The 22,130-nt window shown below is 54.4% G+C and carries 13 protein-coding genes, 1 tRNA gene and 1 pseudogene; 9 read left to right on the top strand and 6 right to left on the bottom strand.

Annotated elements, in window-relative coordinates; translation table 11 throughout:
• Positions 1-5 precede the first annotated feature (5 nt).
• A complete protein-coding gene (locus C0U40_RS01920) occupies positions 6-1,334 on the top strand; it encodes an amidohydrolase family protein (RefSeq protein ID WP_219619761.1) in 1,329 nt (442 codons plus the stop codon).
• Between the two features lie 94 nt (positions 1,335-1,428).
• Positions 1,429-2,574, top strand: coding sequence for a YHYH protein (locus tag C0U40_RS01915; RefSeq protein WP_101654056.1), 1,146 nt, complete (start codon positions 1,429-1,431; stop codon positions 2,572-2,574).
• A gap of 18 nt (positions 2,575-2,592) precedes the next feature.
• On the opposite strand, the gene C0U40_RS01910 is transcribed toward C0U40_RS01915, so the two are convergent.
• Positions 2,593-11,088, bottom strand: a complete 8,496-nt coding sequence (locus C0U40_RS01910; RefSeq protein WP_101654055.1) for a calcium-binding protein — start codon at positions 11,086-11,088, stop codon at positions 2,593-2,595.
• A gap of 472 nt (positions 11,089-11,560) precedes the next feature.
• Between C0U40_RS01910 and C0U40_RS20290 the strand changes: the two are divergent.
• Positions 11,561-11,755 (top strand): annotated as a pseudogene (locus tag C0U40_RS20290) (IS3 family transposase); the annotation flags it as partial.
• A gap of 527 nt (positions 11,756-12,282) precedes the next feature.
• On the opposite strand, the gene C0U40_RS01905 reads toward C0U40_RS20290, so the two are convergent.
• The gene (locus C0U40_RS01905; RefSeq protein ID WP_101654054.1) at positions 12,283-12,894 is read right to left on the bottom strand and encodes a TetR/AcrR family transcriptional regulator; all 612 of its coding nucleotides are present in this window, start codon (positions 12,892-12,894) and stop codon (positions 12,283-12,285) included.
• 109 nt (positions 12,895-13,003) lie between these two features.
• Between C0U40_RS01905 and C0U40_RS01900 the strand changes: the two genes are divergently transcribed.
• The 6 genes from C0U40_RS01900 (at position 13,004) to speB (ending at position 18,491) form a co-directional block, all read left to right on the top strand.
• The gene (locus C0U40_RS01900) at positions 13,004-14,059 is read left to right on the top strand and encodes an extracellular solute-binding protein (protein ID WP_101654053.1); all 1,056 of its coding nucleotides are present in this window, start codon (positions 13,004-13,006) and stop codon (positions 14,057-14,059) included.
• 59 nt (positions 14,060-14,118) lie between these two features.
• Positions 14,119-14,973, top strand: a complete 855-nt coding sequence (locus C0U40_RS01895) for an ABC transporter permease (protein WP_101654052.1) — start codon at positions 14,119-14,121, stop codon at positions 14,971-14,973.
• Complete coding sequence (locus C0U40_RS01890) at positions 14,973-15,743, top strand: ABC transporter permease (protein ID WP_101654051.1); 771 nt, start codon at positions 14,973-14,975, stop codon at positions 15,741-15,743. The genes C0U40_RS01895 and C0U40_RS01890 overlap by 1 nt, the downstream gene beginning before the upstream one ends.
• Positions 15,740-16,732, top strand: a complete 993-nt coding sequence (locus tag C0U40_RS01885; RefSeq protein ID WP_101654050.1) for an ABC transporter ATP-binding protein — start codon at positions 15,740-15,742, stop codon at positions 16,730-16,732. The genes C0U40_RS01890 and C0U40_RS01885 overlap by 4 nt, the downstream gene beginning before the upstream one ends.
• A complete protein-coding gene (locus tag C0U40_RS01880; protein ID WP_101654049.1) occupies positions 16,729-17,457 on the top strand; it encodes an MBL fold metallo-hydrolase in 729 nt (242 codons plus the stop codon). The genes C0U40_RS01885 and C0U40_RS01880 overlap by 4 nt, the downstream gene beginning before the upstream one ends.
• Before the next feature lie 83 nt (positions 17,458-17,540).
• The gene (gene speB / locus C0U40_RS01875) at positions 17,541-18,491 is read left to right on the top strand and encodes an agmatinase (RefSeq protein WP_101654048.1); all 951 of its coding nucleotides are present in this window, start codon (positions 17,541-17,543) and stop codon (positions 18,489-18,491) included.
• Between the two features lie 409 nt (positions 18,492-18,900).
• On the opposite strand, the gene C0U40_RS20285 is transcribed toward speB, so the two are convergent.
• The 4 genes from C0U40_RS20285 to xsc form a co-directional block, all read right to left on the bottom strand.
• Positions 18,901-19,074 carry a helix-turn-helix domain-containing protein gene (locus C0U40_RS20285; RefSeq protein ID WP_286134735.1) on the bottom strand — a complete coding sequence of 58 codons (174 nt, stop codon included), beginning with the start codon at positions 19,072-19,074 and terminating at the stop codon, positions 18,901-18,903.
• A 295-nt stretch (positions 19,075-19,369) separates the two neighbouring features.
• Positions 19,370-19,461 (bottom strand) — tRNA-Ser (locus C0U40_RS01865).
• Between the two features lie 10 nt (positions 19,462-19,471).
• The gene (locus C0U40_RS01860) at positions 19,472-20,068 is read right to left on the bottom strand and encodes an alpha-ketoglutarate-dependent dioxygenase AlkB (RefSeq protein WP_101654047.1); all 597 of its coding nucleotides are present in this window, start codon (positions 20,066-20,068) and stop codon (positions 19,472-19,474) included.
• A gap of 121 nt (positions 20,069-20,189) precedes the next feature.
• Positions 20,190-21,959, bottom strand: coding sequence for a sulfoacetaldehyde acetyltransferase (xsc, locus tag C0U40_RS01855; RefSeq protein ID WP_101654046.1), 1,770 nt, complete (start codon positions 21,957-21,959; stop codon positions 20,190-20,192).
• Between the last annotated feature and the right edge of the window lie 171 nt (positions 21,960-22,130).

The raw sequence follows: 22,130 nt of genomic DNA, 5'->3' as shown, positions 1-22,130 counted from the left end.
ACACGATGACGATTGATATTGCGATTACCAACGGCACGGTAATGCCGATGGGCGGGGCCAGCATGATAGAGCGTGGTACCGTCACTATAAAAGGCGATAAAATCGCTGCGGTCGGTCCTTCCGCTAATGTAGATATCACCGGCGCTGTCAAAGTGATCGACGCAAGTAACTGTGTGATCATGCCCGGCTTTGCAAACAGCCACACCCACATTGCATCGAATATGCTTCTGCGCGGCCTTCTGGAAGATGTCCGCCTGTTTGAGTGGCTTGGCACCATGTGGAAGCTGAAACAGAATTTCGATCCTGAAACCCTGTATTGGGCCAATATGAACGGTCTGGTAGAGATGGTGAAATCCGGCATCACCGCGTTCAACGAACATTTCGATGCTTATGCAGTCGAACCCCAGATCGAAGCACTAAAAGAATTACCGTTGCGGGCAACGCTTGGCTACGGATTTGCGGATCGCGGGATTTACGCGGCGATCACCGACTGGTCATGGAAAACCCTTCACAATTTCGGTGATCTGGTGGACCGGCATCACCACAGCAACGGCGGGCTCTTGCAGATCGGCCTGTCCCCGCACGCGCCCTATTCCTGTGGTGCAGGGATGTACCATCTGGTGCGCGAAGTGGCTGACGCATACAGCGTTCCGATCCACACCCACCTTGCCGAAGGTCCGCAGGAAATCGCCTATGTACAGGAACACTACGGCACCTCTCCGGTGCGCTGGCTGCATTCTCTGGAGTTTCTGAAATCCGACGTGACAGCCGCCCATTGCACCCAACTTGACGAGGAAGATGCCCGTATTCTGGCGGAAACCGGTACGAAAATCGCCCATTGTCCAATCTGTAACGCCAAACTGTCGTCGGGCACTTTGCATCTGGAATGTGTGCAGCGCCACGGGGTGACGGTGGGCCTTGCGACGGACGGACCGGCGAGTCACAACTCGCTCGACATGTTTCAGGAAATGAAATTTGCCAGCATTATTCACAAGGACAAAACAGGGAACGCAGAGTTTTTGCCGACGACCCAAGTGCTTGAAATGGCGACCGCAGAAGGGGCAAAGGCGATGAACCGTCCCGAAACCGGTCAATTGTGCGCGGGGATGGCGGCGGATGTTATCGTGGTCAATCTGGACACGACACATACCATGCCGGTCTACGACCCTGCTGCGTCCCTTGTCTATTCCAGTCGCGCGGACGATGTGCTCCATACGATTGTCGCTGGACGGTTGCTTATGGAGAACCGGATTGTTGCGGGTGTTGACGAAGCAGAGATACGGAGAAATTTTCGCGCCAAGGCGCACGCGCTTCGCATCCGAAGTCTGACCTGAAAACATCAGTGGTGGTTCCAAAGGATTGAAAAAGATCGACGGAAAATTGTTCGTCCTACGTTAAAGGTATCATAACCGCCAAGGACACCTTTTGATGCTTCACAGAACCCTCTCCGTCGCAACATTGATTGCATCCGGTTGCCTCACGCCGCTGGTTGCTTATGCCCATCCGGATGCCCATAGCATCGCCGACACCGCGCTCACACAACCCGCCGAGATCGTTGATTGCACGCTCGAAAACGGTGCAGCTGCCAAATGTGCAGCCTATACCGTGAAATTCCTACCGGAAACGCTGGACATCGGACCGTTTTGCCCTGCAACGCTCGACGAAGCAGGCGGGGTCTGGGATTGGGATGGAGAGAATGCGGGATTGTACCGGATCGATCGCGCCTATCTCGAAATGCTTTCCGAGCTCGGTTACACCTTTTTTAACAACAACGGAGAGGTCAACGTTTTTGACATCCGCGTTGAAGGGCCTGAAGAAGATCACGAATGTATAGCCGGTTCGCTGGATACCAGTGCGGATATGTCGATCACCGCCTTGATCCCCGTAACGCCCCGGAAGGCTGAAACACCGACCCCGCTCGGGACTGTGGCCAAGGTCGGGATGGGGCTGGATGGCGTACCCGTTTTTGCGGACGCGCCCTCCGTTCTTGATACCGGACACATGCCCGCACTGGACACCTGCGGCGGCCATGTTGATCCGGGGGGTTGGTACCACTGGCACGCGACAGCGACAGATATCAATACAGTGTTCGAGAATGAAAACGTGGATGCCACCTGTGCAAATGTCGGACAGGACCAGACCGCACAGTTCGGCTACGCATTCGACGGGTTTGCTTTATTCGGTTCCCGCGAAGCGGATGGTACCTTGCCTGTCGGGCTTGATGAATGCGGTGGGCATATTGGTCCGGTTGCCGGCCAGGACGGTGAGGTCTATCACTACCACGCAAGCGAAAGCTTCCCGAACCTGCCAACCTGTCTGGTCGGCGTCGTGGCGCAAGACAACTTTTCAACCACTGCTGCGCAGGGTATCGGCTCTGCCAACGAACCCGGCGGACCGAGCGGTGGCCGTCCCGACTTCTCTAGACCGGCAGAAGCACTGGGCATCGAAGCATCCGAATTGATGAATGCAATCCGCGCCGAAGGCGGACGTGACGCAGACCTCGGCAAAGTTGCCGAACGTCTCGGTATCTCCGAAGACGCCCTGAAAGCCGCAATGCCAAGACGCCGCCCTTAACGGCGGCGTCCTGTGTCATTAGAACAAGAAATCTGACGACGTCAGTGTTGTGCTTCCAAGGCCATAAAAGGTCAGTGATGGCCCGTCTGCAATACTATCCAAGTCAGCATCAAGCTGCATCACCAGATGACCAGCAGGCGACACGCTGATCAGGAAATTTTCAATGGTTAACTTCTCCCCATCAACTGCAAGACTCCGGAAATCGATCCTGTCTACTCCGGACGCGAAGTCCATAATCGTGTCTTCGCCGGACTCATACTCCATAAGGAACACATCTGCACCGGCACCGCCTGTCATCAGATCATCACCGAGCCCTCCGGAAATAAGATCATTCCCGCCTCCACCGTTGATCTTGTCATCACCGGTTTCGCCGTAGAGCCCATCGTTTCCACCACCGCCATCGATCAGATCGTTGTCATCGCCACCCGAAATCACATCCTTACCATTGCCCCCGAAAATCTCGTCAGCGCCACGCGCCCCGTAGACTACATCTTCGCCGTCGCTTGTAACAATCACGTTGCCTGAATCGGTTCCAAGCACAAAGTCATTGCGATTTGTCGCCGCGATATTTTCGATATCATGTAGTGCATCGAAATCCCCAAACGTATCGTAGGAACCTGATTTGTCGAACATCTGGCCGCCAAGGTCAGCAACGACCCCGCTGAACACTACGATTTTATCACCGATTACACCGGCGGGTAGTTCGTTAAGCGCATTTCCTTTTTCAAGGTCATATCTGATCCAATCTTTTCCGTGGCCGCCCTCAAAACTATCCGAACCGGCGTGTCCTACGAAGACATCAATCCCGCTACCACCTGCGGCAAAGTCCGATCTCTTTGTTCCCAAAAGGACATCGTCAAATTCGGTAAACACGATTTTTTCAACATTTTTGAACTGTGCAACTTTGCGGAACGTACCGCTTTCATCCGTTGCAGATTCCAGATCATTAGTTGTCACCTGTGCTTTATTTTTTACTGGCCGCACAGAAAGGTCCACGACGATAGACGCGCCAAAGCCGGAAAAGTCAATTGTATCCCGTCCACCGCGTCCGTTGAACTTGTCAAATCCACCTCCCCCGGGGGCTCCGATATACAAAACAGTATCGTCAGTTTTGCTACCATTGAATTTGTCTGACTTTCCACTGCCGCCGACCGCATCGATATTTGTCAGCGTGTCGGTCCAACCATTTTTGCCAGCTGAAGTGACCTCTGTTTTGTTGCCGAAAGTAATCTTTAGTTTCTGCGACATGCCAGAGTAGTCAACAATATCAAAACCGTCCACGCCACGCTTTACACCATGACCATTAATCTTGTCGTTGCCTTCTCCTCCGGCAATGATGTCCGATCCAGCCCCCCCGATGATGACATCCCGTCCGCCACCAGCATCAATAATATTGTCAGCCGCAGAACCGATGATTTTGTCTTTGCCATTACCGGTGTAAACTTCCTCGAAGTTGAGAGCTTTGTCTTTACCGATACGGCCTTTGCCTGCGCTGGTATCCTTGGCGACACCCTTGGCCAGATTAACCAGCAGATCAGTCTTGGCACTGGAGTAGTCGATGGCGTCATGGCCTTTGCCACCATCATAAATGTCGCTGGTGCCTTTGCGCGCAGTGGCGGCTATAAGCACATCCTCACCGCCCGCACCTTTGAATTTATCTCTGCCGCCGCCGTCAAAGAAAATGTTGCTGTTGTCGTCCCCTTTGAAGACATCCCGTTTGCCGGTGCCTTCAAAGACCTCAATCTCTGAAACGCGGTGTTCGCCGCCAAAGCCGTCCACATAGCGTTTTTTGGACAGGTCCACGTTGATGCCCTGCAATAGAGACCCGGTTGAGCTTATCCCGTCAAGACCGCTGCCGCCGGTGTAATCGCCCCCTTTGGAACCCTCGTACAATATGAAACGGTCGTTACCTTCGCCCAAATCAAAGGCGTGTCCTTCATAATCCGTGACCACATCATTGAAGGCAGAGCCCAAATACCGCTCTACTCCGGAAATATCGGCAAGGGCGACCATCGCGTCTTCGCTACCAAGGTCTATTGCCCCTGTGCCATTGGTCAGTGCCTCCACGCCGCCGGTCAGGTTGTTTACAAACCAGATCGCGAAATCCGCACCGGCAAAGTCCATCACGTCGGCGTCACCATTGCCTCCGTAGATGACATCCGGCGCAGTCGCCAGCAGCGGATCAACGGTGTTGTCCCACCCGAAGGTGTCATTGCCCGCGCCGCCGTTCAGCGTGTCATGCCCGTCGCCGCCAAAGATCACATCGTCGCCTGCGCCACCGTCAACCCAATCGTCACCGGCATCACCGCCAAGCACGTCATTGTCCGCGCCACCGCTCAGGACATCCGATCCGTCACCGCCAACCAGCAAGTCATTGCCGTCTCCCCCATAAAGGCTGTCGTCGCCCTCAAACCCGAGAAGCTGGTCGGCACCGCCGCCGCCCGACAGGATGTCCTCAAGGGCACCGCCCATCAAACCGTTTGCCCCGTCGTCACCAGTTAAACGGTTACGGGACGCCTCGGCACCAATGAGGGTTTCGATACCGATATAAGTATCGCCGGCCGCAGCACCGTCGATGCCGCGCCCGATGGCAAGGGAGGCCACAGTATCCGCTGTTCCCTCATAAATATCGCGGTAGGACACGATGTCCTCGCCAGAACCGCCGTCAAATACATCGCCGCCGCCATTGCCATGCAAGATGTCACTACCCGCGCCGCCGTGGATAATGTCATGACCCGTCGTGCCTGTCAGTTCATCCCGATCTGCCGTGCCATTGATCACAGTCACATCATGGAAGGCTTCGTCTTCGGGCTCTTCCTCCAACGGGGCAAACACGGCCGAGAACTCTGCCGCGCCGGTTGGAACCGCGTCTGCGGACAGCAGTGCGGACACATCAAAAGAACCGTCCGTCGTTTCTACATCAAAGGCGAAACCTTCGGGGGTTGCCGCGTTGATCCAGTTGGATATGCGCACGGTGCCACCGGCATGGGTGATCAACAGGTCTTTGGTTGTCGCAGCAGAGCTTGCGGACTCACCATCACTGCCCGGACCTTCTGTATGGGCGATGATCTGTGCGGAGACATCTGCGGTCGCGCTGCCTACAATCATCAGCTTGCCACCAAAGGAGGTTTCACCGACGATCACATCGTGGCCCGCATCGGCTCCAACCACATAGTGGTCATACCCAAGGCTACCTGCGAGCCTGTCATCGCCGTGACGTCCGACCAGCGTATCATCATAGGAGCCGCCGACAAGCCAGCTTTCGCCAGAGGTCGCCACAAGCAGCGAGGCTTTTGCATCGCTCAGCGTGATGTGGCTGGTTTCAAAACCGGAGAAATCCAGTCGAACATTGGTGGCCGAGTATCTCAGGATGTCTGCCTTGTCCAGATTGTTCAGGATGTGTTCCGCACCGTCCAGAGTGAACGCGCCTTCCGCTTGGGCAAGATATACAACCGAACGGCCTTCAATGTACGCCACAGAGATCTCCTCTGTGATGCCCTCTCCGGACCATGTCAGTTCATCCGTTCCAGCCCCGCCTTCAACCTTGGCATAGCCGCCGTGAATGATGATTTCATCATCGCCACCGCCGCCGCGCAGCAGGCCTGCCCGCGCGGGAAGTCCACCTTCCACACCATCTCCACGGTGGAAATCGTCGATTGACAGAATATCGTCGCCGCCGCCGCCGTCGATGGCATCAATACTCGCTATTCCGCTAAGTTTGTCGTCGGTCCCGCCCAGTTGCAACGCGAATATTTCAAAGCCTGATACGCTGGCTCCTGCAAGGTTGGCCCCGTCAACCCGCAAATCGGTTGAGACTGCCCCGAAACTGCTAAAGTTGCCGGCGAACAGATCGGCCTTACCTTCGCCACCACTGTAGATGCCCTCACCGATCATGATCATGCTATCGGCTTCCTTACCGCCTCTGAAGGTAGTTACTTCAAAATTGGTGAATTCTAATTTGTTATAAAGGACGGTGGTGCCAGACCCCTTTTTGATCTCCACTGTAGAATATATCGTGGTGTCTATCTTGCCGGTCAGTCCTGCAACTGTATCCAGCGCATGTTCTGCGATATAGGAATTTGAAAAGTTGTTCAGCGAGAGCAGATCGTAATAGGTACCGTCAACGTCAACCGTGAAATACATTCTGGCGAATTTGTCCCCCAGAACGATCAGCGCGTCTTCACCTTCACCACCATCCGCGTACGACGTGGACAAGGGCTCCCCGTCGAGTATTCCGGGGCGGTTGGAATCCCAGACGACTACATCTCCGTCTTCTCCACCCAATAACGTGTCAGAGCCTGCTGTGCCAAAGAGCACGTCATTCCCAACCCCGCCATTCAGGTAGTCGTTGCCGCTGCCGCCTTCCAGATGATCAGCGCCGTTCGTACCCCGTATCACATAGGTCTCAAAGTTGCGAAGCACGGTGCCATTGGCAAATTCGACCTCTGCGGGATTACCGTAGGCCCGCAAATTGATGGGGGCGATCTCTTTGGAAAAATCACCGAAGAAAACGTCCTTGCCGGCGCCAGCGTCATAAAGTTCGCCGCCCGTGTAGATATGAAGATCGTCACCGCTGCCTGTGACAACATCAACGGCCTCGAAATACCAGAACCTTGCAAACGCACCGTCCTTCAGCGAGACCGACGCATAATCAGTCGGGGACTTCCAGTCCCAAAGCCCGGTAAGATCGTCAACGTCACTTTTTACGCTCAGATTATAGACATCATCCCTAGAGGTTTCGACACCGTCTTCAATCACTCGGCGACGGAATTGCCAGGCCATACCCGATCCTGTGTCATCTGCCGCCGAAATCAAAAAACGGTCGTGGTCCAGGTGTGGGTCAGGATTGAAAAAGTCGAACGCTGACTCACCGGAGAAAAAGCCGCTGCCTTTGCCGTGCCAGACAACCGTGTCACTACCTGCGTCGGCGTAAATCACATCATGGCCCGATGCTCCGCTATCCAGAACATCATTCCCGGCACCGCCGTCGATCCTGTCATCGTAAAGGCCGCCATTGATCTGGTCGCCGTAATCCGTGCCCGCGACATTCCATCTGTCAATTCCGCTGATCACGGAACCCAGTGCAGAATATTCGCCACCGTCGGCTGTAATTGCGATGCCGTGGCCTGTGCCGAAAAGACGCTCGTAGACGCCAAAGTCCGCAATCAACAGGTCTTTACCGGAGCGAACATTCTCAATGTCTTTCGCATGGCCAACATAACGGGTGCCGCCGGTATATAGCATCGCTGTAGAGGCTGGTTCCCCGCCGAAGTCAACGAGTTCACTGTCGAGATCATCCACAGTGTACCGTAGCCAGTCATCCACGACTACGCCGATATGTTCGACCGTTCCATCGTATTCAGTTCGCAAGGATACGTAACCGTCAAAGCCCGCGCCTGTACCCTCTTTGATCCGGATTTCAGCGAGTTTGAAGGTATCCTCATAGACGATTTTCGAGGCTCCCAAAACAGAGTCCCGCTCGGCCATTTCATCAAGGGAGCCTAGGAGGGAAGCTGAATGGGTTGCACGCAAATGAGTCAAATTGCTGCTCAGGGCGTCAAAGCCATAGGTGAGCCCGTCACCCAAACCGACTTTCAAGCCGGTACGTCCGCTTCCGTCCGCCAGATCGTGATACCGTTTTGTAATGTCCGCACTTAGCCCCCAAGGTGCACCTTCCAACGCCAAATGTGCGGCGAAAGCGTTGTTATCCCTGTAGGAATGCACCGCGACATCTAGACCACGCCCGCCGTGAACCTCGTCCGCGATTGTTAAATCGACCCGCGACAGACGGTTTGCGGCATTCACATCGCCATCGGTTGCTTCTTTGGCTTTGGTTGCGAAATTCTCAATGACGTCGGCCACTGCCATTTGCAGTCTGGCCTTATTCAGAAGCAGATCGGAATCCGCAAATTTAACGTTGATAATATCATCGCCATCCCCAAGCCGGATGACATCGCGTTTCAGATCCCAATGGGAGGTGACAAGATCATTCCCACCCAAAGTGGACAGCCAGTCGCTGCCGCGGGACAGGATCATCACATCATCGCCTTGAGTGGTCACAAGGGACACCGCCTCAAAGTTTCCTACTACATAGCCGTCTTTTTCCTGCGTCACCTCGTTGGTCAGGTCGATCCTCGCAAACAGCTTTTCCTTGTCAAACAAGTCCTGCGCCCGCACCGAAGCATGGAGGTCCCAAACAATGGTGAAAGCGGTTTCCTCGGAGAAATTTGCAACAAAACGATCTTCTTCGTTCCACCATCCTTCGGTAATCGGATGGTGCTTGCGCCCGTCGTAAAATGCCCCGAAGCCAGTCTGGCTTGCCTTGGACTTCGGGTCGAGCGCGTCTGTAGGTACCGTGCCTCCGCCTTCGGTTCGGTGCACGTGGATGGCCAGATCATTTGCTTGCGTACCGATGACAGAAAACTGGGTATCAACCGTCAGGGTGGTTACACGGTGATCCTCAACCTGCCCGTAGATAATATTCGTATCCTCCAGCGGGCCGTCTATCCCGCTGACACCTTCGGCACCGAACAAGAGAGGCAGATAGGACTCCAGCCGTTCATTCGCGCCAAGCAACATTTTCCGCAGTTTGGTATCGTCCGTGCTGTTGAAAAACAGATCCTTCGCATCTGCTGCGCCCATCAGGGTTGCCTGAAGGCCCGGACGGTCAGCCTCGGAAGAAAGATGGACGACTCCCGCGCCCCAAATTGCAGAGTCATCTGCGCTGTTGATATCAAAACTGCCAAAGTCCACCAAACGGGTATCATCGTTGTCCGAACGCGCATTTTCCACCCCGCGCCATACAACCACTGATGCAAATCCATCTGGTGCAGGACGGGACCTTGTCCCGTACATCTCCCAATCAGACTCGTCTGTTGACATATCCTGTCGCGGAAAGCGCAAGGTTTTGGAAGGCAGCAAATCCTGCGGGTCATAGTTCAGCGTGGTAGAATTCGCCCAAAGATATGTCGGGTCTCCAGCCGCAACCTTTGAGGGCCCTTGAGACTCCAGCAACGCAAGGTTCGCTTCCAGCGCTTGTTCCCGCGACGGAGCGTTGATGTCAAAATCCGGGTCCGGCGCGTCGGTATAGTAAAAACTGTAATTTTGAGTAACGGTTTCAAACTTGTCTGCAAAATTATTGGATCTGGTTTCGGGCAAACTGAACAGATCAAAATTGGCAAAACTCGGAGCGATCGAAGTTTTTAAGGCGGGGCCAACTTCAAAAGAGATGCCCGGCGCTTTGACTTCAAGCTTCAAAGCCTCAATGATCAATTGGGCATTAAAATTGATCCCGTATCTATGCTGGAAGGCCACCTTTGTCAGTTCATAGGTCGCCTGATAAGTGACATGCCCCGTGCCGGTTTCCGGCGTCTCAAGCGTTTCTGCGCTGCTGTTCAAAAGTTTGGAAAGTGATGTTTTTACTGTAGGGCCTGTAATTATGCCGTCATCATCCAGCCGTTGCAGAGTGATGTTTACGCCGGGCAGGTCTACTTTCTGGCCTTCCCTTCTGAAACTTTCGCCGCTGGTATAATCAACCGTAAGCTGCTCGGTCAGGGCAAGGCCGAATTCTGCCTCAATGTTCAAGACTGTCGCTTTGGCGTCAATGTGATCCTTGATCAATCCGATGAGACCACCTTCGTCTTCATCATCATCGTCATCACCGGCACTATCGTCTTTCTTCTTCTTGAACAAACTCCACAGATCTTTATCAAGAAAGATAGAGTTCTCCAGCGCTGTGCCAACAGTGGCAGTCGCGGGAATCGCCTTTAGAACTGTGGTTATGAAATTGTCTAAATCCACCTTCAAATAGGCAAAATTATCTTCCGCACTCTCTTTCTTTGTCAGCTTAAGCGCCCCGAGTTCCGTGTGTTGCATATCCACGCCGGTAAGAGGGGAACCTCCGATTGAAACCGGCCCGATAGAAACCTCGTTGCCGCCCAGAGAAAGCTCGAATACGTTGATTCTGCCTTCATCGTCACCGATGATGCCAGCCGTATCGATAGAGAAATCAACATCAGGCAGCCATCGTAGTAAAACGGGCCATTCGTATTCTATTCCGGCTTGGAAACGCACAAACGCATCGAGCCCGACGCTTGCGGTCAGACCGCCAAATCCTACATTGGAAAATTCGGCCTTCACCGTTTTGTAATCATACACATCAAAGGTAAATTTGTCGCGATTAGTAAAACCGTGAGTCGAGCCGTCGCTTGACGGCAGAACCGCGTTTCCGATCTCTACATCCAGTTCAAACGACAGGCTAGAGGTGAATGACCCGGTCAGCGAAGGGAGCTTAATATAGGGCTCGATACCAAATTTGATGTCGGCCCAAACTTTCAGATTACTATCTTCGAAATTCTCTTCCGGGTATTCCCATCTATCGGGATCCCAAATAAGCTTGTCTTTGGTACTAATTTTTTCTAACGAATTGTCTTTGGACACGACAGCTTTGCTACCGTCCGTGTTCTGACCTCTGTCACCCATTTCGAACGAAATGACTTTAGAAAATACCGGCATTACAGACCCCCTTGGCTATTGAAGATCCGACACTGGTTTCGTAGCGAACTTGCGAGTCCATCCCCCAATCTGGATGAAATCGCGCTCGAAACCTTTAAATTGAAATGCCGCCCCCCACTTTGGCTAACCAATTTTAGCTAAACTTGTTAAATTATGTAAAGAAAAACTTTTGCAGGTACCTTTGTACAATCTGTACGTTCAATGATTTCGTACACAGCAGTTCAAGCTGCTTTACAGGACAGGCACTACTTGGACACACCAGCCATAACCAATCCTTCCGTTCCTCTTTAGAAAAAGTTGGTGTTTTGTATTAGGCGCAGTCCGCTTTCATTTGGCAAACTATTGAAGCACAACACACGGGAGTTCGAACTGGACCTGTCACGGAGTTGTTCCGCTCCTTTGATAGCATTTACAGCAACAAAGGCGATTGACTTCGGGATTGTAACGGGCGGAAGAATTTTGTCAGGAAGCGGTGCGTATCGCACTAGCGAGTAAGCGTAATAAGGTTGCTGATGACCTTGGCGTGGACATGTCGACGCTGAACAATTGGAACACCGGGCACTGAAACACATACATGGTGCCAAAAGGGGATTTGAGTCTCCCCCAAGAAAATGAGCAGCCGCGACGTCAGAACCATCTTCTAATGGCGGAGCGCGACATCCAAAAACTGTTCCGGGTTGGAGCCGGCCTGCGCGCGGTAGAAACAGCCTGTACTAGTGTCACACCATAAAGAGCAGCGGCCGTTCGCCTAATTGAGGTCTGTCTGAGGAAGGAACCCCGTATAAAAACGTGGTCCAAAGGTACTGCTGCCGTTCATATCGGCGTGCCTCGACACATGACTGCAGTTAACCCTGACGTGAATGACTGGTGGAGTATACGGCGGCTGTAGATATGTACGGATTCTCGGGGCACTTCCTGTAAATTCCCTAATTTGGGATGGAGGAAGTATTCATGACTAACGATAAACGCGGCCTTCATCACAAACTACGCGCTGATCTACTGGGCACAATGGTTCGCGGAGCCGCGTGGCGAAGGCTATTTCGGGCTATTGTCGACCCATACCGCCATGGGTGTCAGCGTTCTTGTCTTTGCTCTGCTTCGGGTCATTTCACGCTGGATGCAAGCCTGCACAGATGGGCGTGGGCAGGATGTGGTAATGCCAGACCAAATCCGCGGCAGGGCTTGGGTATCAACTTACATTGAAATCAGATCGAAAATCGGTGCGCTTTGCCGGTTCACGACGGCCCTGACATCCTCGCCTGTCAGGGTGTCGCTACGAATGTAGTCGATAAAGTTCATGTTCACGTTATTGAACAATAGCTCGCCCACCGGTTCGGATGGCACTTCTGCCCGAATGAGCCCGGCCTCCTTCATTACACGCACGAAGCGGCAGCATTGTTTTGAAAGGCGGTTGTCCATTTCCACATAGCGCAGCGAGAATTCCGCCCTTGGGTCAAGCATGGATTGAGATACCGCAATGCGCCAGAGCGAGCGCGGCGTTTTTGTGAAGGACGTGGTGAAATAGGTTGCGACCAGCGCGTCGAATCCCATCGCGGCAGTGTCATAAGACTGTTCGATACAATGATCTGCTTCGGCGAGCACAAGCTCGGTTTCGGTTGATACACAGCTCAGTAGGATGTCGGCTTTGGACCCGAAGTAGTTGTAAAAGGTCGCGGCTGACAGCTCGGCCTTCGCGGCAACATCCTCGATACGCGTGTTTTCATAGCCTTTTTCCTGAAACATACGAGAGGCTTCCTCGATGATCCGCTGCGCTGTTGCCGCTTTTTTTCGCTCTCTTAGTCCCATGGGCACTCACATTTTTATAGTCATTCAAATTTTAGGTTGACCGGAAGTTTAATATATCCCTATGTTTAGTTTAATGCCAATAAAAACAATTCACCAACAGGGGACTAAAATGCAAAATGGCAAAATTTCCGGATTTGGGGGTGTTGCGGCGCTCCTCATCTCTACTTCAATGGTACAAGCGGCGGACCTGAACGCTTTGGTATGGTGCGACCATACCGATCCTGCGCTGCTAGAGCCTTTCGAAAAGGCTCATGACGTGCGTGTTAACGTCAAGGAATACGAAGGAACTGCGGCAGGGCTCGCCATTCTCGAACAGTCACGACCCGGCGATTGGGATGTGATGGTGATCGACACAGTCGACGTTGGTCGTGCTGTTGATGAGGGGCTGCTGGCCCCGTTGCCCGGCGATGCCCTTCCAACGGCTTCTTTCTTCCCCGAAATCGTGATGGAAGACCACAACGGCCGCGATGGCAAAACCTACGCTGTCACCGAAAAGTTCGGTTACAATACGATTGCCTACAATTCGTCCAAGGTTGATCCCGCAGACATGCAGGACATGAGCAGCCTTTGGTCGGGCAAATATGACGGACGTATTGCCGTTTATGATTATTATCTGCCGGTGCTGGGGCTGATCGGGCTAGAGCAGGGCGTTGCCACGGCCGATCTGGACAGTGACGCGGTGGAAGCGCTGCGCGACCGGGCTTACGGGCTAAAGGCAGCGGCCCTTCAGGTTAGTGATGTTGTGGCAAGCCAAACCGCACTGGCCACCGGCGAAGTCGACATTCTGATCGGCGGCGGCGAGTGGGTGACGGCGGTATTGAGCGCGGAAAATCCGGAACTGGACTGGTCGGTGCCGGAAGAGGGCGCGCTGCGCTGGTCCCAGTCGATCGCAGTGCTGGAAGATTCTGAAAACAAGGACCTTGCTGTAGAGTTCGTCAAATACATCACCAGCCCCGAGGGGCAGGCGCGGCTGGCGACATCGTCTTGTTATTGGGGAATGCCGGCCAACAAGGCAGCCGGAGACGTGCTGGACGATGCCCAGAAAGGCGCGTTGCGGTGGGACGAGCAGGGTGACTATCTTGCCCGCACCCAGCTTTACCCTGTACCGGATGCCGATCTTGATCTTGCCATGCAGGACCTCTGGACCGACATGCTCCAGCAATAACCTTTAAAGGGACAGGCGTTGCTGCCTGTCCCGCTTCTCTGCCAGCCAAGGAGCGGTTGATGACCATGGAACAACAGGAGCGACGGCGCAGCTTCGGCTTTGCCGTGCCCGCTCTGATCTGGACCTGTGCTTTCTTTGTGGTGCCTTTTTTGGTGATGCTGGTGCTAAGTCTTGCGCATCTCGAAGGGCGCCAGATCGTGCAGGATTTTGATCTGGGAAACTACGTCAAGATTTTCACAGAACCCTCGCTTTTCAAGGGTATCGTAGTGTCGCTCGAGATTACGGTCACCGTCACGATACTCTCTGTTCTGCTGGCTTGGCCTCTGGCCTGGATCATCGCTACGCAGGTGCCCGAACGCTACCAGCGACTGGCAATTATGCTTGCAGTGCTGCCGTTCTGGACCTCTTACGTCGTGCGCTCTTATGCTTGGGCACTGGTGTTGGGGCAAAACGGCGTGCTGATGCAAGGGCTTATCGGGATTGGCATTCTGGATGAACCCATCCAGATTATGGCGACACGGGCGGCTACAGTTATCGGGTTCGTCCATTTCTTTGTCATGCTGCTGACGCTGACGATCTATTCCAATTTGATCCAGCTCTCGCCGAACTATGCCCGCGCTGCCGCGGATCTTGGCGCGAATGGCTGGAATACCTTTCGTCTGGTGATACTTCCGCTGACCCTTCCCGGCATCATGACCGGCGCATTTCTGACGTTTGTGCTGTGCATTGGCGACTATATCACGCCGCAGATTCTTGGCGGTAATAACGAGTTGAGCATGCCGCAACTCATTATGCTGCAACTGGGGCGGCGCGGGGATTTCCCGATGGCTTCGGCCCTGTCCGTTGTCTTGATGGTGATCGTAACCCTTGCCTACGCCGCTTCGGCACGCTGGCTCAAGATGGAGCGTGTCTGATGCGGATGTTAGGCTGGCTCTATATGGCGGCGATCTTCGTTTTCATTTTTCTTCCGGTAATCGTGCTTGTGTTGTTCTCTTTTCAGGACAGCCGTTTGCCAGTGCCGCCGTTCGACGGGCCTACGCTGAAATGGTACGGGCAGGTACTGGCAGATCGTGGCATGATGGAAGCGCTGCGCAATTCCCTTGCCGTGGCGATCATCTCTGCCGCTGTGGCGCTTTTGCTGGGGTTCTTTGCCGCGCAGGGGCTGGCACGGGTCAAGCTGCCAGGGTCAATCTTGATGAGGGGCCTGCTGATCGCGCCGATGACCGTAAGCTATCTGATTATCGCGCTCGGGTTGCTTACCGTGTTTAACAATCTCGGTTTTCGTCCGTCACTCTGGACCACTGGGATCGGCCATGTGGTGATAAACCTGCCGCTCTGCTTTGCGATCCTTTTTGCCGCGATGGGCGACCACCAGAAAAACGCCGAACGCGCTGCGCGGGATCTCGGAGCTTCGGATCTTCAGGTGCTGTTTCTTGTGACCGCGCCTATGCTCAAACCCGCGCTGCTGGCGGCGTTCTTCCTTTCCGTCACATTCAGTTGGGACGAGTTCATCATCGCCTTCCTGCTGACCCGATTTGACGTCACCCTTCCTGTCGAGATCTGGTCTATGCTGCGCTCGGGCCTATCCCCTGCAACCAATGCCATCGGCTCGCTGGTGTTTCTTGTGTCCATCGTGATCCTGATCCTGTTGGAACTGACCGTTTTCAGAAAGTCCAAGACATGACCGCTAATGTTTCGCTAAAGGCGCTAAGCCACAACTTCGGAGAGTTTCAGGCACTTGACGACATCAATCTTGAATTTGCAGCCGGCGAATTCGTCGTCCTGCTCGGCCCGTCGGGGTGTGGCAAGTCGACGTTGCTGTTCATCCTCGGCGGGTTTTTAACCCCGACAGAAGGGCAAGTGTGGATCGGGGGGCAGGATATGTCCCCTGTGGCAGCCAAGGACCGTCCGACCACGACGATGTTCCAGGATTATGCGTTGTTTCCGCATATGACCCTTCGCGACAATGTTGGGTTCGGGTTGCGGATGCGCGGTCAGGGGAAGGCGAAACGCAATGCCAAGGCAGATGAGATGCTCGATCTTGTGGGGCTGCTGGACAAGGCCGGACGCAAGCCACACGAATTGTCGGGCGGCCAGCGCCAGCGTGTTGCTCTGGCGCGGGCCTTGGCGGTCGAGCCGGAGGTGTTGCTGCTGGACGAGCCGCTTGGCGCTCTCGATCTCAAGCTGCGTCGCCAGATGCAGGAAGAACTGAAAATCATTCAACGCAAAGTTGGCACGACTTTCGTGCATGTGACCCACGACCAAGAGGAAGCAATGGCTATCGCGGATCGGATCGCTGTCATGAATAACGGCAAAGTTGAACATGCCGGTTCTCCGGAGGAGGTTTATCTGCGCCCTAAAACGTTGTTTTCCGCCAATTTCATGGGTGATTTGAACATGATCCCTGAAGCGCAGGTAGGACGCGCTGCCGGTGCGGGGACGGTATATGCTGCGCGGCCCGAAAACATCGGCCTTACCGGAGACATCAGTCTGGGAGATGCGCGGCTTACCGAAGCGTCTTTCTTTGGCACCTATCACCGGTGCCACTTCCAGACTGTCGAGCAGGGCGGCCAGACTTACGTCGCGCATCTGCCAATAGGCGCGCTTCCTCTCGAAGATCAGACTATACCGCTCTTTGCGTCCAGCCCAATGACACTGAAGGCCGATGTATGAAACACGCACGACCCGAAGACTGGTACCGAATCCGCAAACTTTCGGACGGTGTGACCTGGATTGACGAACCCCACATCAAGGAGTTCTTCCGATGCAACATCTGGCATGTCCGCGGGCGTGATAAGGACATGCTTGTAGACAGTGGAATGGGTGTCCTTTCCCTCCGCGAATGGGTGCCACTGGTGAGCGAACGCCCGCTGGATGCGGTGGCCAGCCATACCCATTTCGATCATATCGGCACGCACCATGAATTTGATTGCCGTCTATGCCACGCTGCGGAAGCAGACATCCTCGCCGCGCCAACCCGGGAGAATACCTGGGCTGCCGATTATGTGAAGGACGATATATTTACCGAACTGCCGCCGGAGCCTTACCAGTCATCTACCTATACAGTGAAGTCTGCGCCTGCCACGCGGATTCTTAACGATGGCAGCATTATTGATCTGGGAGATCGGCAGTTCGAGGTTATTCATACACCCGGCCACAGTCCGGGCGGCATCGCGCTTTGGGAAGCTGCAACAGAGATGCTGATCTCTGGTGATGTTCTCTACGACGGACCTTTGATCGAAAGCGACGATCCGGTGGAAATGGCGCAATATGTCGATAGCATGAAACGCTTGCTTTCCCTTCCGGCCCGCGTTGTGCACGGGGGGCATTTCAAGTCGTTCTCAGGGGTACGTTATCGGGAACTCATAACAAACTGGCTGCGTGAAAAAGACGTCTGAGCGGCTTGATCCCAACTTGATACAGATCTTCAAAAACTGCTCCGGGCGACTGGATACTTAGACAAAAAAACAGGAACAGCACCATGTCGGATAGCTACAACCAACCGCTCGGCGGTAACGAAATGCCACGCTTCGCCGGGCCTGGAACCTTCATGCGTCTGCCATCCGCTGCAGATGCCCAAGGACTGGACGCGGCCCTGATTGGTATTCCTATGGACATCGGTGCCAGCTGGCGCTCGGGCACACGCTTTGGCCCCAAACAGATCAGAGCAGAGAGCACAATGCTGCGACCCTACAATATGTGGACGAAAGCAGCGCCATTCGCGCATATGCAGGTCGCTGATATCGGGGATGTGCCAGTCAATACATTTGACCTTAAGGATACGGTAAAGCGGATTACCGACTTCTACGACGAGGTGTTGAAACATGACGTGGTGCCGGTGACCATGGGGGGCGATCACACGTTGTCCCTGCCGGTGCTTCGCTCGATTGCCAAAAAACACGGCCCCGTGGCACTGATCCATGTCGATGCTCATGCCGACATCAACGACCACATGTTTGGCAACGAAATCGCCCACGGCACCCCGTTCCGCCGTGCCTATGAAGAAGGGTTGATTGATGCTGCCAACACCTTCCAGATCGGTTTGCGCGGCACCGGATACGAAGCGGACGATTTTGACACCGGACGCAGTTGGGGTTTCACGGTTATTCAGGCTGAAGAGGTTTGGTACAAATCACTGGCGCCGGTAATGGATAAGGTGCGCGAACAAGTGAAAAAGCGGCCGGTTTATTTGACTTTTGACATCGACAGCCTCGATCCTTCTGTCGCTCCGGGTACAGGGACGCCAGAGTTTGGCGGGCTGACGGCTTCGCAAGGCTTTGAGATCGTGCGCGGCTGCGCCGGTCTGAACATCGTGGGCTGTGACCTCGTCGAAGTTTCCCCCCCGTACGACCCTTCCGGCAATACAGCTGTCATGGCTGCAAACCTGCTTTATGAAATGCTGTGTGTGCTGCCAAAGGCACAAGCAAGGTAAAGAAGGTGTGAATTCCGGCATTCGCTCGTCTCGCCTAGAGCGAGCTTCCGATCGGTTCGTGGATTTCAGGTGCCGCTGCCCGAAGCTGAGAGCAGTGGTACCTTGGGCCTGTGTCTGATTGGTTATTTGTCCGGTAAGGTTGCCGGATGAAGCAGCTGATTGGATGTTGGGTAAACAATCCACAAATGGATGATCTACCGGCGCCCCCCGTTTCTCGGGCAATTTGAGACCTTTTGGATGACACCCTAATAAGGGATAGCGGCCCTCTCCCTGTGTTGACCTAAGTGTGTTAGGTTTGATCCAAGCCCGTATTTCAGGCTTCCCGCCATAAGGTCCGCCTTGCCCTTTTAAGTATTCTGCAATTTCTACCGTAGGAGCGATCCAAACGTCGCCTTAAGATACGATCTGCCTAAGGTGACGTTCCATTTCCCGCCATCAAGAGAGTCTTCCGGTCAGGGACGGGTGAAGAACCGGTATTCTTTAAACCGGCTTTACCATACTTTTCATAGGCTGCGCGCCATCTGTAGAAGCTGGACCTGCTGACTCCAAAATATCGGCAGGCTTTGCGGGCATTACCGATCATTTCGGCGTACTGCGGTACTCAAAGTTTGCGTTGAATGTCGCGTTCATCGTTAGTCATGAATACTTCCTCCAACCCAAATTAGGGAATTTACAGGAAGTGTTCCGAGAGTGCGTACATATCTACATCTGACGTTTGATGAGTATTCTCTTCTGTCGTATCGTCCAATCTCTGTCGCTTGCACTCAATATTTTAAATCGTGAAAGATTTTGGAATACTGGCGAAGCCCGCCTCAAAGGGGACAAACATTACCGCCACAACTCAACGCACCGATTTAAATGGGTTCGTTTTTTGTTTGTGGCGGAGACGAAGGGATTCGAACCCTCGAGACGGTTCAACCCGTCTACTCCCTTAGCAGGGGAGCGCCTTCGACCACTCGGCCACGTCTCCGTTGGCGTGTTTATTGGGATTGGGCGGCGGGGGCAAGGGGTTTATTTGGTCCACAGCGCAGGGTTACGGAGAGGCGGCGTTTTCGGGCAACTGTGATGCCGTGGCGTTGGTCGGAATGGCGGCCGGCGATGCCGTGGGTCCAACTGTCCCGTGCAGCCCCTTCGAACAGCAATAGAGAGCGGGGTTCAAGGTATATGTGGTGCCTGCGCCCCGTTGGTTCAATAAAACGCATCTCGGCGCCGGAGCCCAGAGACACGGAAATTACCTTACCTCCGCGACAATCGGCGCGGTCTACATGGTCCGCTATACCCTGCCCCGGAAGATATTCATTTATCAGGGCTTTTTGCGGCACATAGGGCAGCAGCCCTTCGCTGTGAATCCGCGTTGCAAGCCGGATGATTGCGGCGGGCATCAACAGGGGGCGCAGATTCGGCGTTTCCTGATAGGCCTTGCCATAATGCTTGCGCCGTCTGGCGTAGGTCAGATCCCACGGACCTTCTTCTATCGCCTCCAGCAGACGCTGTTCTTCTTTCCCGCTCAGATACTCCGGCAGGTAAGTCAGGCCACGAGGCAGCACAATCGGGAAAAGTTCGTCAGACAGCAGCATGATCTCAATCTAGCGAAATGAGAACAAAGTGGCAACATTAATGACAGGCCGGCGCGCCGGATTCCAAAGAAAAACGGCGCCGGAAAATCCGGCGCCGTCCTGTTCCGCAAAGTTGCGAAAGTTACTGTGGACGCATGTCGTCGCGGTTGATTCCGGCAACGGAAACCGGCTTTTTCATTGCATCGCGACGGAAAGGTTCGCCCAGTTCCTGATTGAGCAGCACTTCGATGAAGGTGGTCTTGCCTTCGTTCATCTGCGCCTTGATCGCTGTGTCCAGTTTGTCCGTCAGATCCTCCATAGAGGTCGCTTGTACGCCGATCAGCCCACAGGCCTGCGCGATGCCGGCATAGGACACATTGGTGTCGAGCTCTGTCCCGACAAAGTTGTCATCAAACCACAGGGTGGTGTTGCGCTTTTCCGCGCCCCACTGGTAATTGCGGAAAATGATCATAGTGATCGGGGGCCAGTCGTCGCGGCCGCAGGATACCATTTCGTTCATGGAAATCCCGAAAGCGCCATCACCGGCAAAGCCCACAACAGGCACGTCGGGCTGCGCCACTTTGGCACCACAGATGGCAGGGAAACCGTAGCCGCAGGGACCGAACAGGCCGGGGGCCAGATATTTGCGCCCTTCCTCAAACGTCGGGTAGGCATTGCCGATGGCACAGTTGTTGCCGATGTCCGAAGAAATGATGGCCTCTTTCGGCAGGGCAGACTGGATCGCACGCCACGCCATACGCGGGGACATCTTGCCCGGCTCGCGGTCACGGGCGCGTTCGTTCCATGTGGTGCCCGGATCGTCGTCCTCGTGATCCATAGAGGTCAGTTCCTGCGCCCATGCAGATTTGGTCTTGGCGATGGTGGCCTTACGTTCTTCACGGTTGGCATCGCCTGCACCGTCGTCCAGACGGGCCAGCAGTTCCTGCGCGACTTTCTTCGCATCGCCCTGAATCGCAACAGTCACGTCTTTGGTCAGGCCGATCCGGTCGGAGTTGATATCCACCTGAATAACGGCGGCGTCTTTAGGCCAGTAATCAATGCCATAGCCCGGCAGTGTGGAGAACGGGTTCAACCGTGTCCCAAGCGCCAGAACCACATCCGCCTTTGAGATCAGCTCCATCGCTGCTTTGGACCCGTTGTAGCCCAGTGGACCGGCGGCCAAAGGGTGAGACCCCGGAAACGCATCGTTATGCTGGTAGCCCGAGCACACCGGCGCATCCAGCGCTTCAGCCAGTTTTGCACTGTCTTCGATTGCACCAGCAAGGATCACGCCTGCGCCGTTCAGGATCACAGGGAATTTTGCAGTAGAGAGCAGTTTGGCTGCTTCGCTCAGCGCGGTTTCACCACCCGCGGGGCGTTCCAGACGGACGATTTTCGGCAGCTCGATATCAATGACTTGAGTCCAGTAATCGCGCGGGATGTTGATTTGCGCAGGGGCAGAGGCGCGGAAGGCGTTTTCGATCACACGGTTCAGCACTTCGGCAATCCGGCTCGGATCGCGGACTTCTTCCTGATAGGCCACCATATCTTCGAACAGTTTCATCTGCTCGACTTCCTGAAAACCACCCTGCCCGATTGTCTTGTTAGCCGCTTGCGGTGTGACCAGCAGCAGCGGTGTGTGGTTCCAGTAAGCGGTTTTCACCGGCGTGACGAAGTTGGTGATCCCCGGACCGTTTTGCGCAACCATCATGGACATCTTGCCGGATGCGCGGGTGTACCCGTCGGACATCATGCCTGCGTTGCATTCATGGGCGCAGTCCCAGAACTTGATGCCCGCCGCCGGAAACAGATCGGAAATCGGCATCATCGCCGAACCGATGATCCCGAACGCATGTTCGATACCATGCATTTGCAAGACTTTTACAAAGGCTTCTTCTGTTGTCATTTTCATGGGGCGGTTCCTTGAGTTATCACGCTTTGCGCTTTTATCGATGTCCGTCAGGCGCACATAATTTCCGCCCGATGGAATTGTCTCAGTTAAAGCGATAAAGCCGTATTAACCTGTAGGGCCAGTTACTTCATCACGTGATTCCAGATGCACATGACCTGCTCTAAAAATCGT

The organism is Neptunicoccus cionae, from assembly GCF_002860325.1.
GTDB classification, from domain to species: domain Bacteria; phylum Pseudomonadota; class Alphaproteobacteria; order Rhodobacterales; family Rhodobacteraceae; genus Amylibacter; species Amylibacter lutimaris.
This window is presented reverse-complemented; position numbering and strand designations above follow the sequence as displayed.

Bases quoted from the DNA above. Each gene is read 5' to 3' on its own strand.
- C0U40_RS01910 (WP_101654055.1), bottom strand. From the start codon at position 11,088: ATGCCGGTATTTTCTAAAGTCATTTCGTTCGAAATGGGTGACAGAGGT.
- C0U40_RS01915 (WP_101654056.1), top strand. From the start codon at position 1,429: ATGCTTCACAGAACCCTCTCCGTCGCAACATTGATTGCATCCGGTTGC.
- C0U40_RS20285 (WP_286134735.1), bottom strand. From the start codon at position 19,074: ATGATCGGTAATGCCCGCAAAGCCTGCCGATATTTTGGAGTCAGCAGG.
- C0U40_RS01880 (WP_101654049.1), top strand. From the start codon at position 16,729: ATGAAACACGCACGACCCGAAGACTGGTACCGAATCCGCAAACTTTCG.
- C0U40_RS01890 (WP_101654051.1), top strand. From the start codon at position 14,973: ATGCGGATGTTAGGCTGGCTCTATATGGCGGCGATCTTCGTTTTCATT.
- C0U40_RS01920 (WP_219619761.1), top strand. From the start codon at position 6: ATGACGATTGATATTGCGATTACCAACGGCACGGTAATGCCGATGGGC.
- C0U40_RS01900 (WP_101654053.1), top strand. From the start codon at position 13,004: ATGCAAAATGGCAAAATTTCCGGATTTGGGGGTGTTGCGGCGCTCCTC.
- C0U40_RS01905 (WP_101654054.1), bottom strand. From the start codon at position 12,894: ATGGGACTAAGAGAGCGAAAAAAAGCGGCAACAGCGCAGCGGATCATC.
- C0U40_RS01860 (WP_101654047.1), bottom strand. From the start codon at position 20,068: ATGCTGCTGTCTGACGAACTTTTCCCGATTGTGCTGCCTCGTGGCCTG.
- speB (WP_101654048.1), top strand. From the start codon at position 17,541: ATGTCGGATAGCTACAACCAACCGCTCGGCGGTAACGAAATGCCACGC.
- C0U40_RS01885 (WP_101654050.1), top strand. From the start codon at position 15,740: ATGACCGCTAATGTTTCGCTAAAGGCGCTAAGCCACAACTTCGGAGAG.
- xsc (WP_101654046.1), bottom strand. From the start codon at position 21,959: ATGAAAATGACAACAGAAGAAGCCTTTGTAAAAGTCTTGCAAATGCAT.
- C0U40_RS01895 (WP_101654052.1), top strand. From the start codon at position 14,119: ATGACCATGGAACAACAGGAGCGACGGCGCAGCTTCGGCTTTGCCGTG.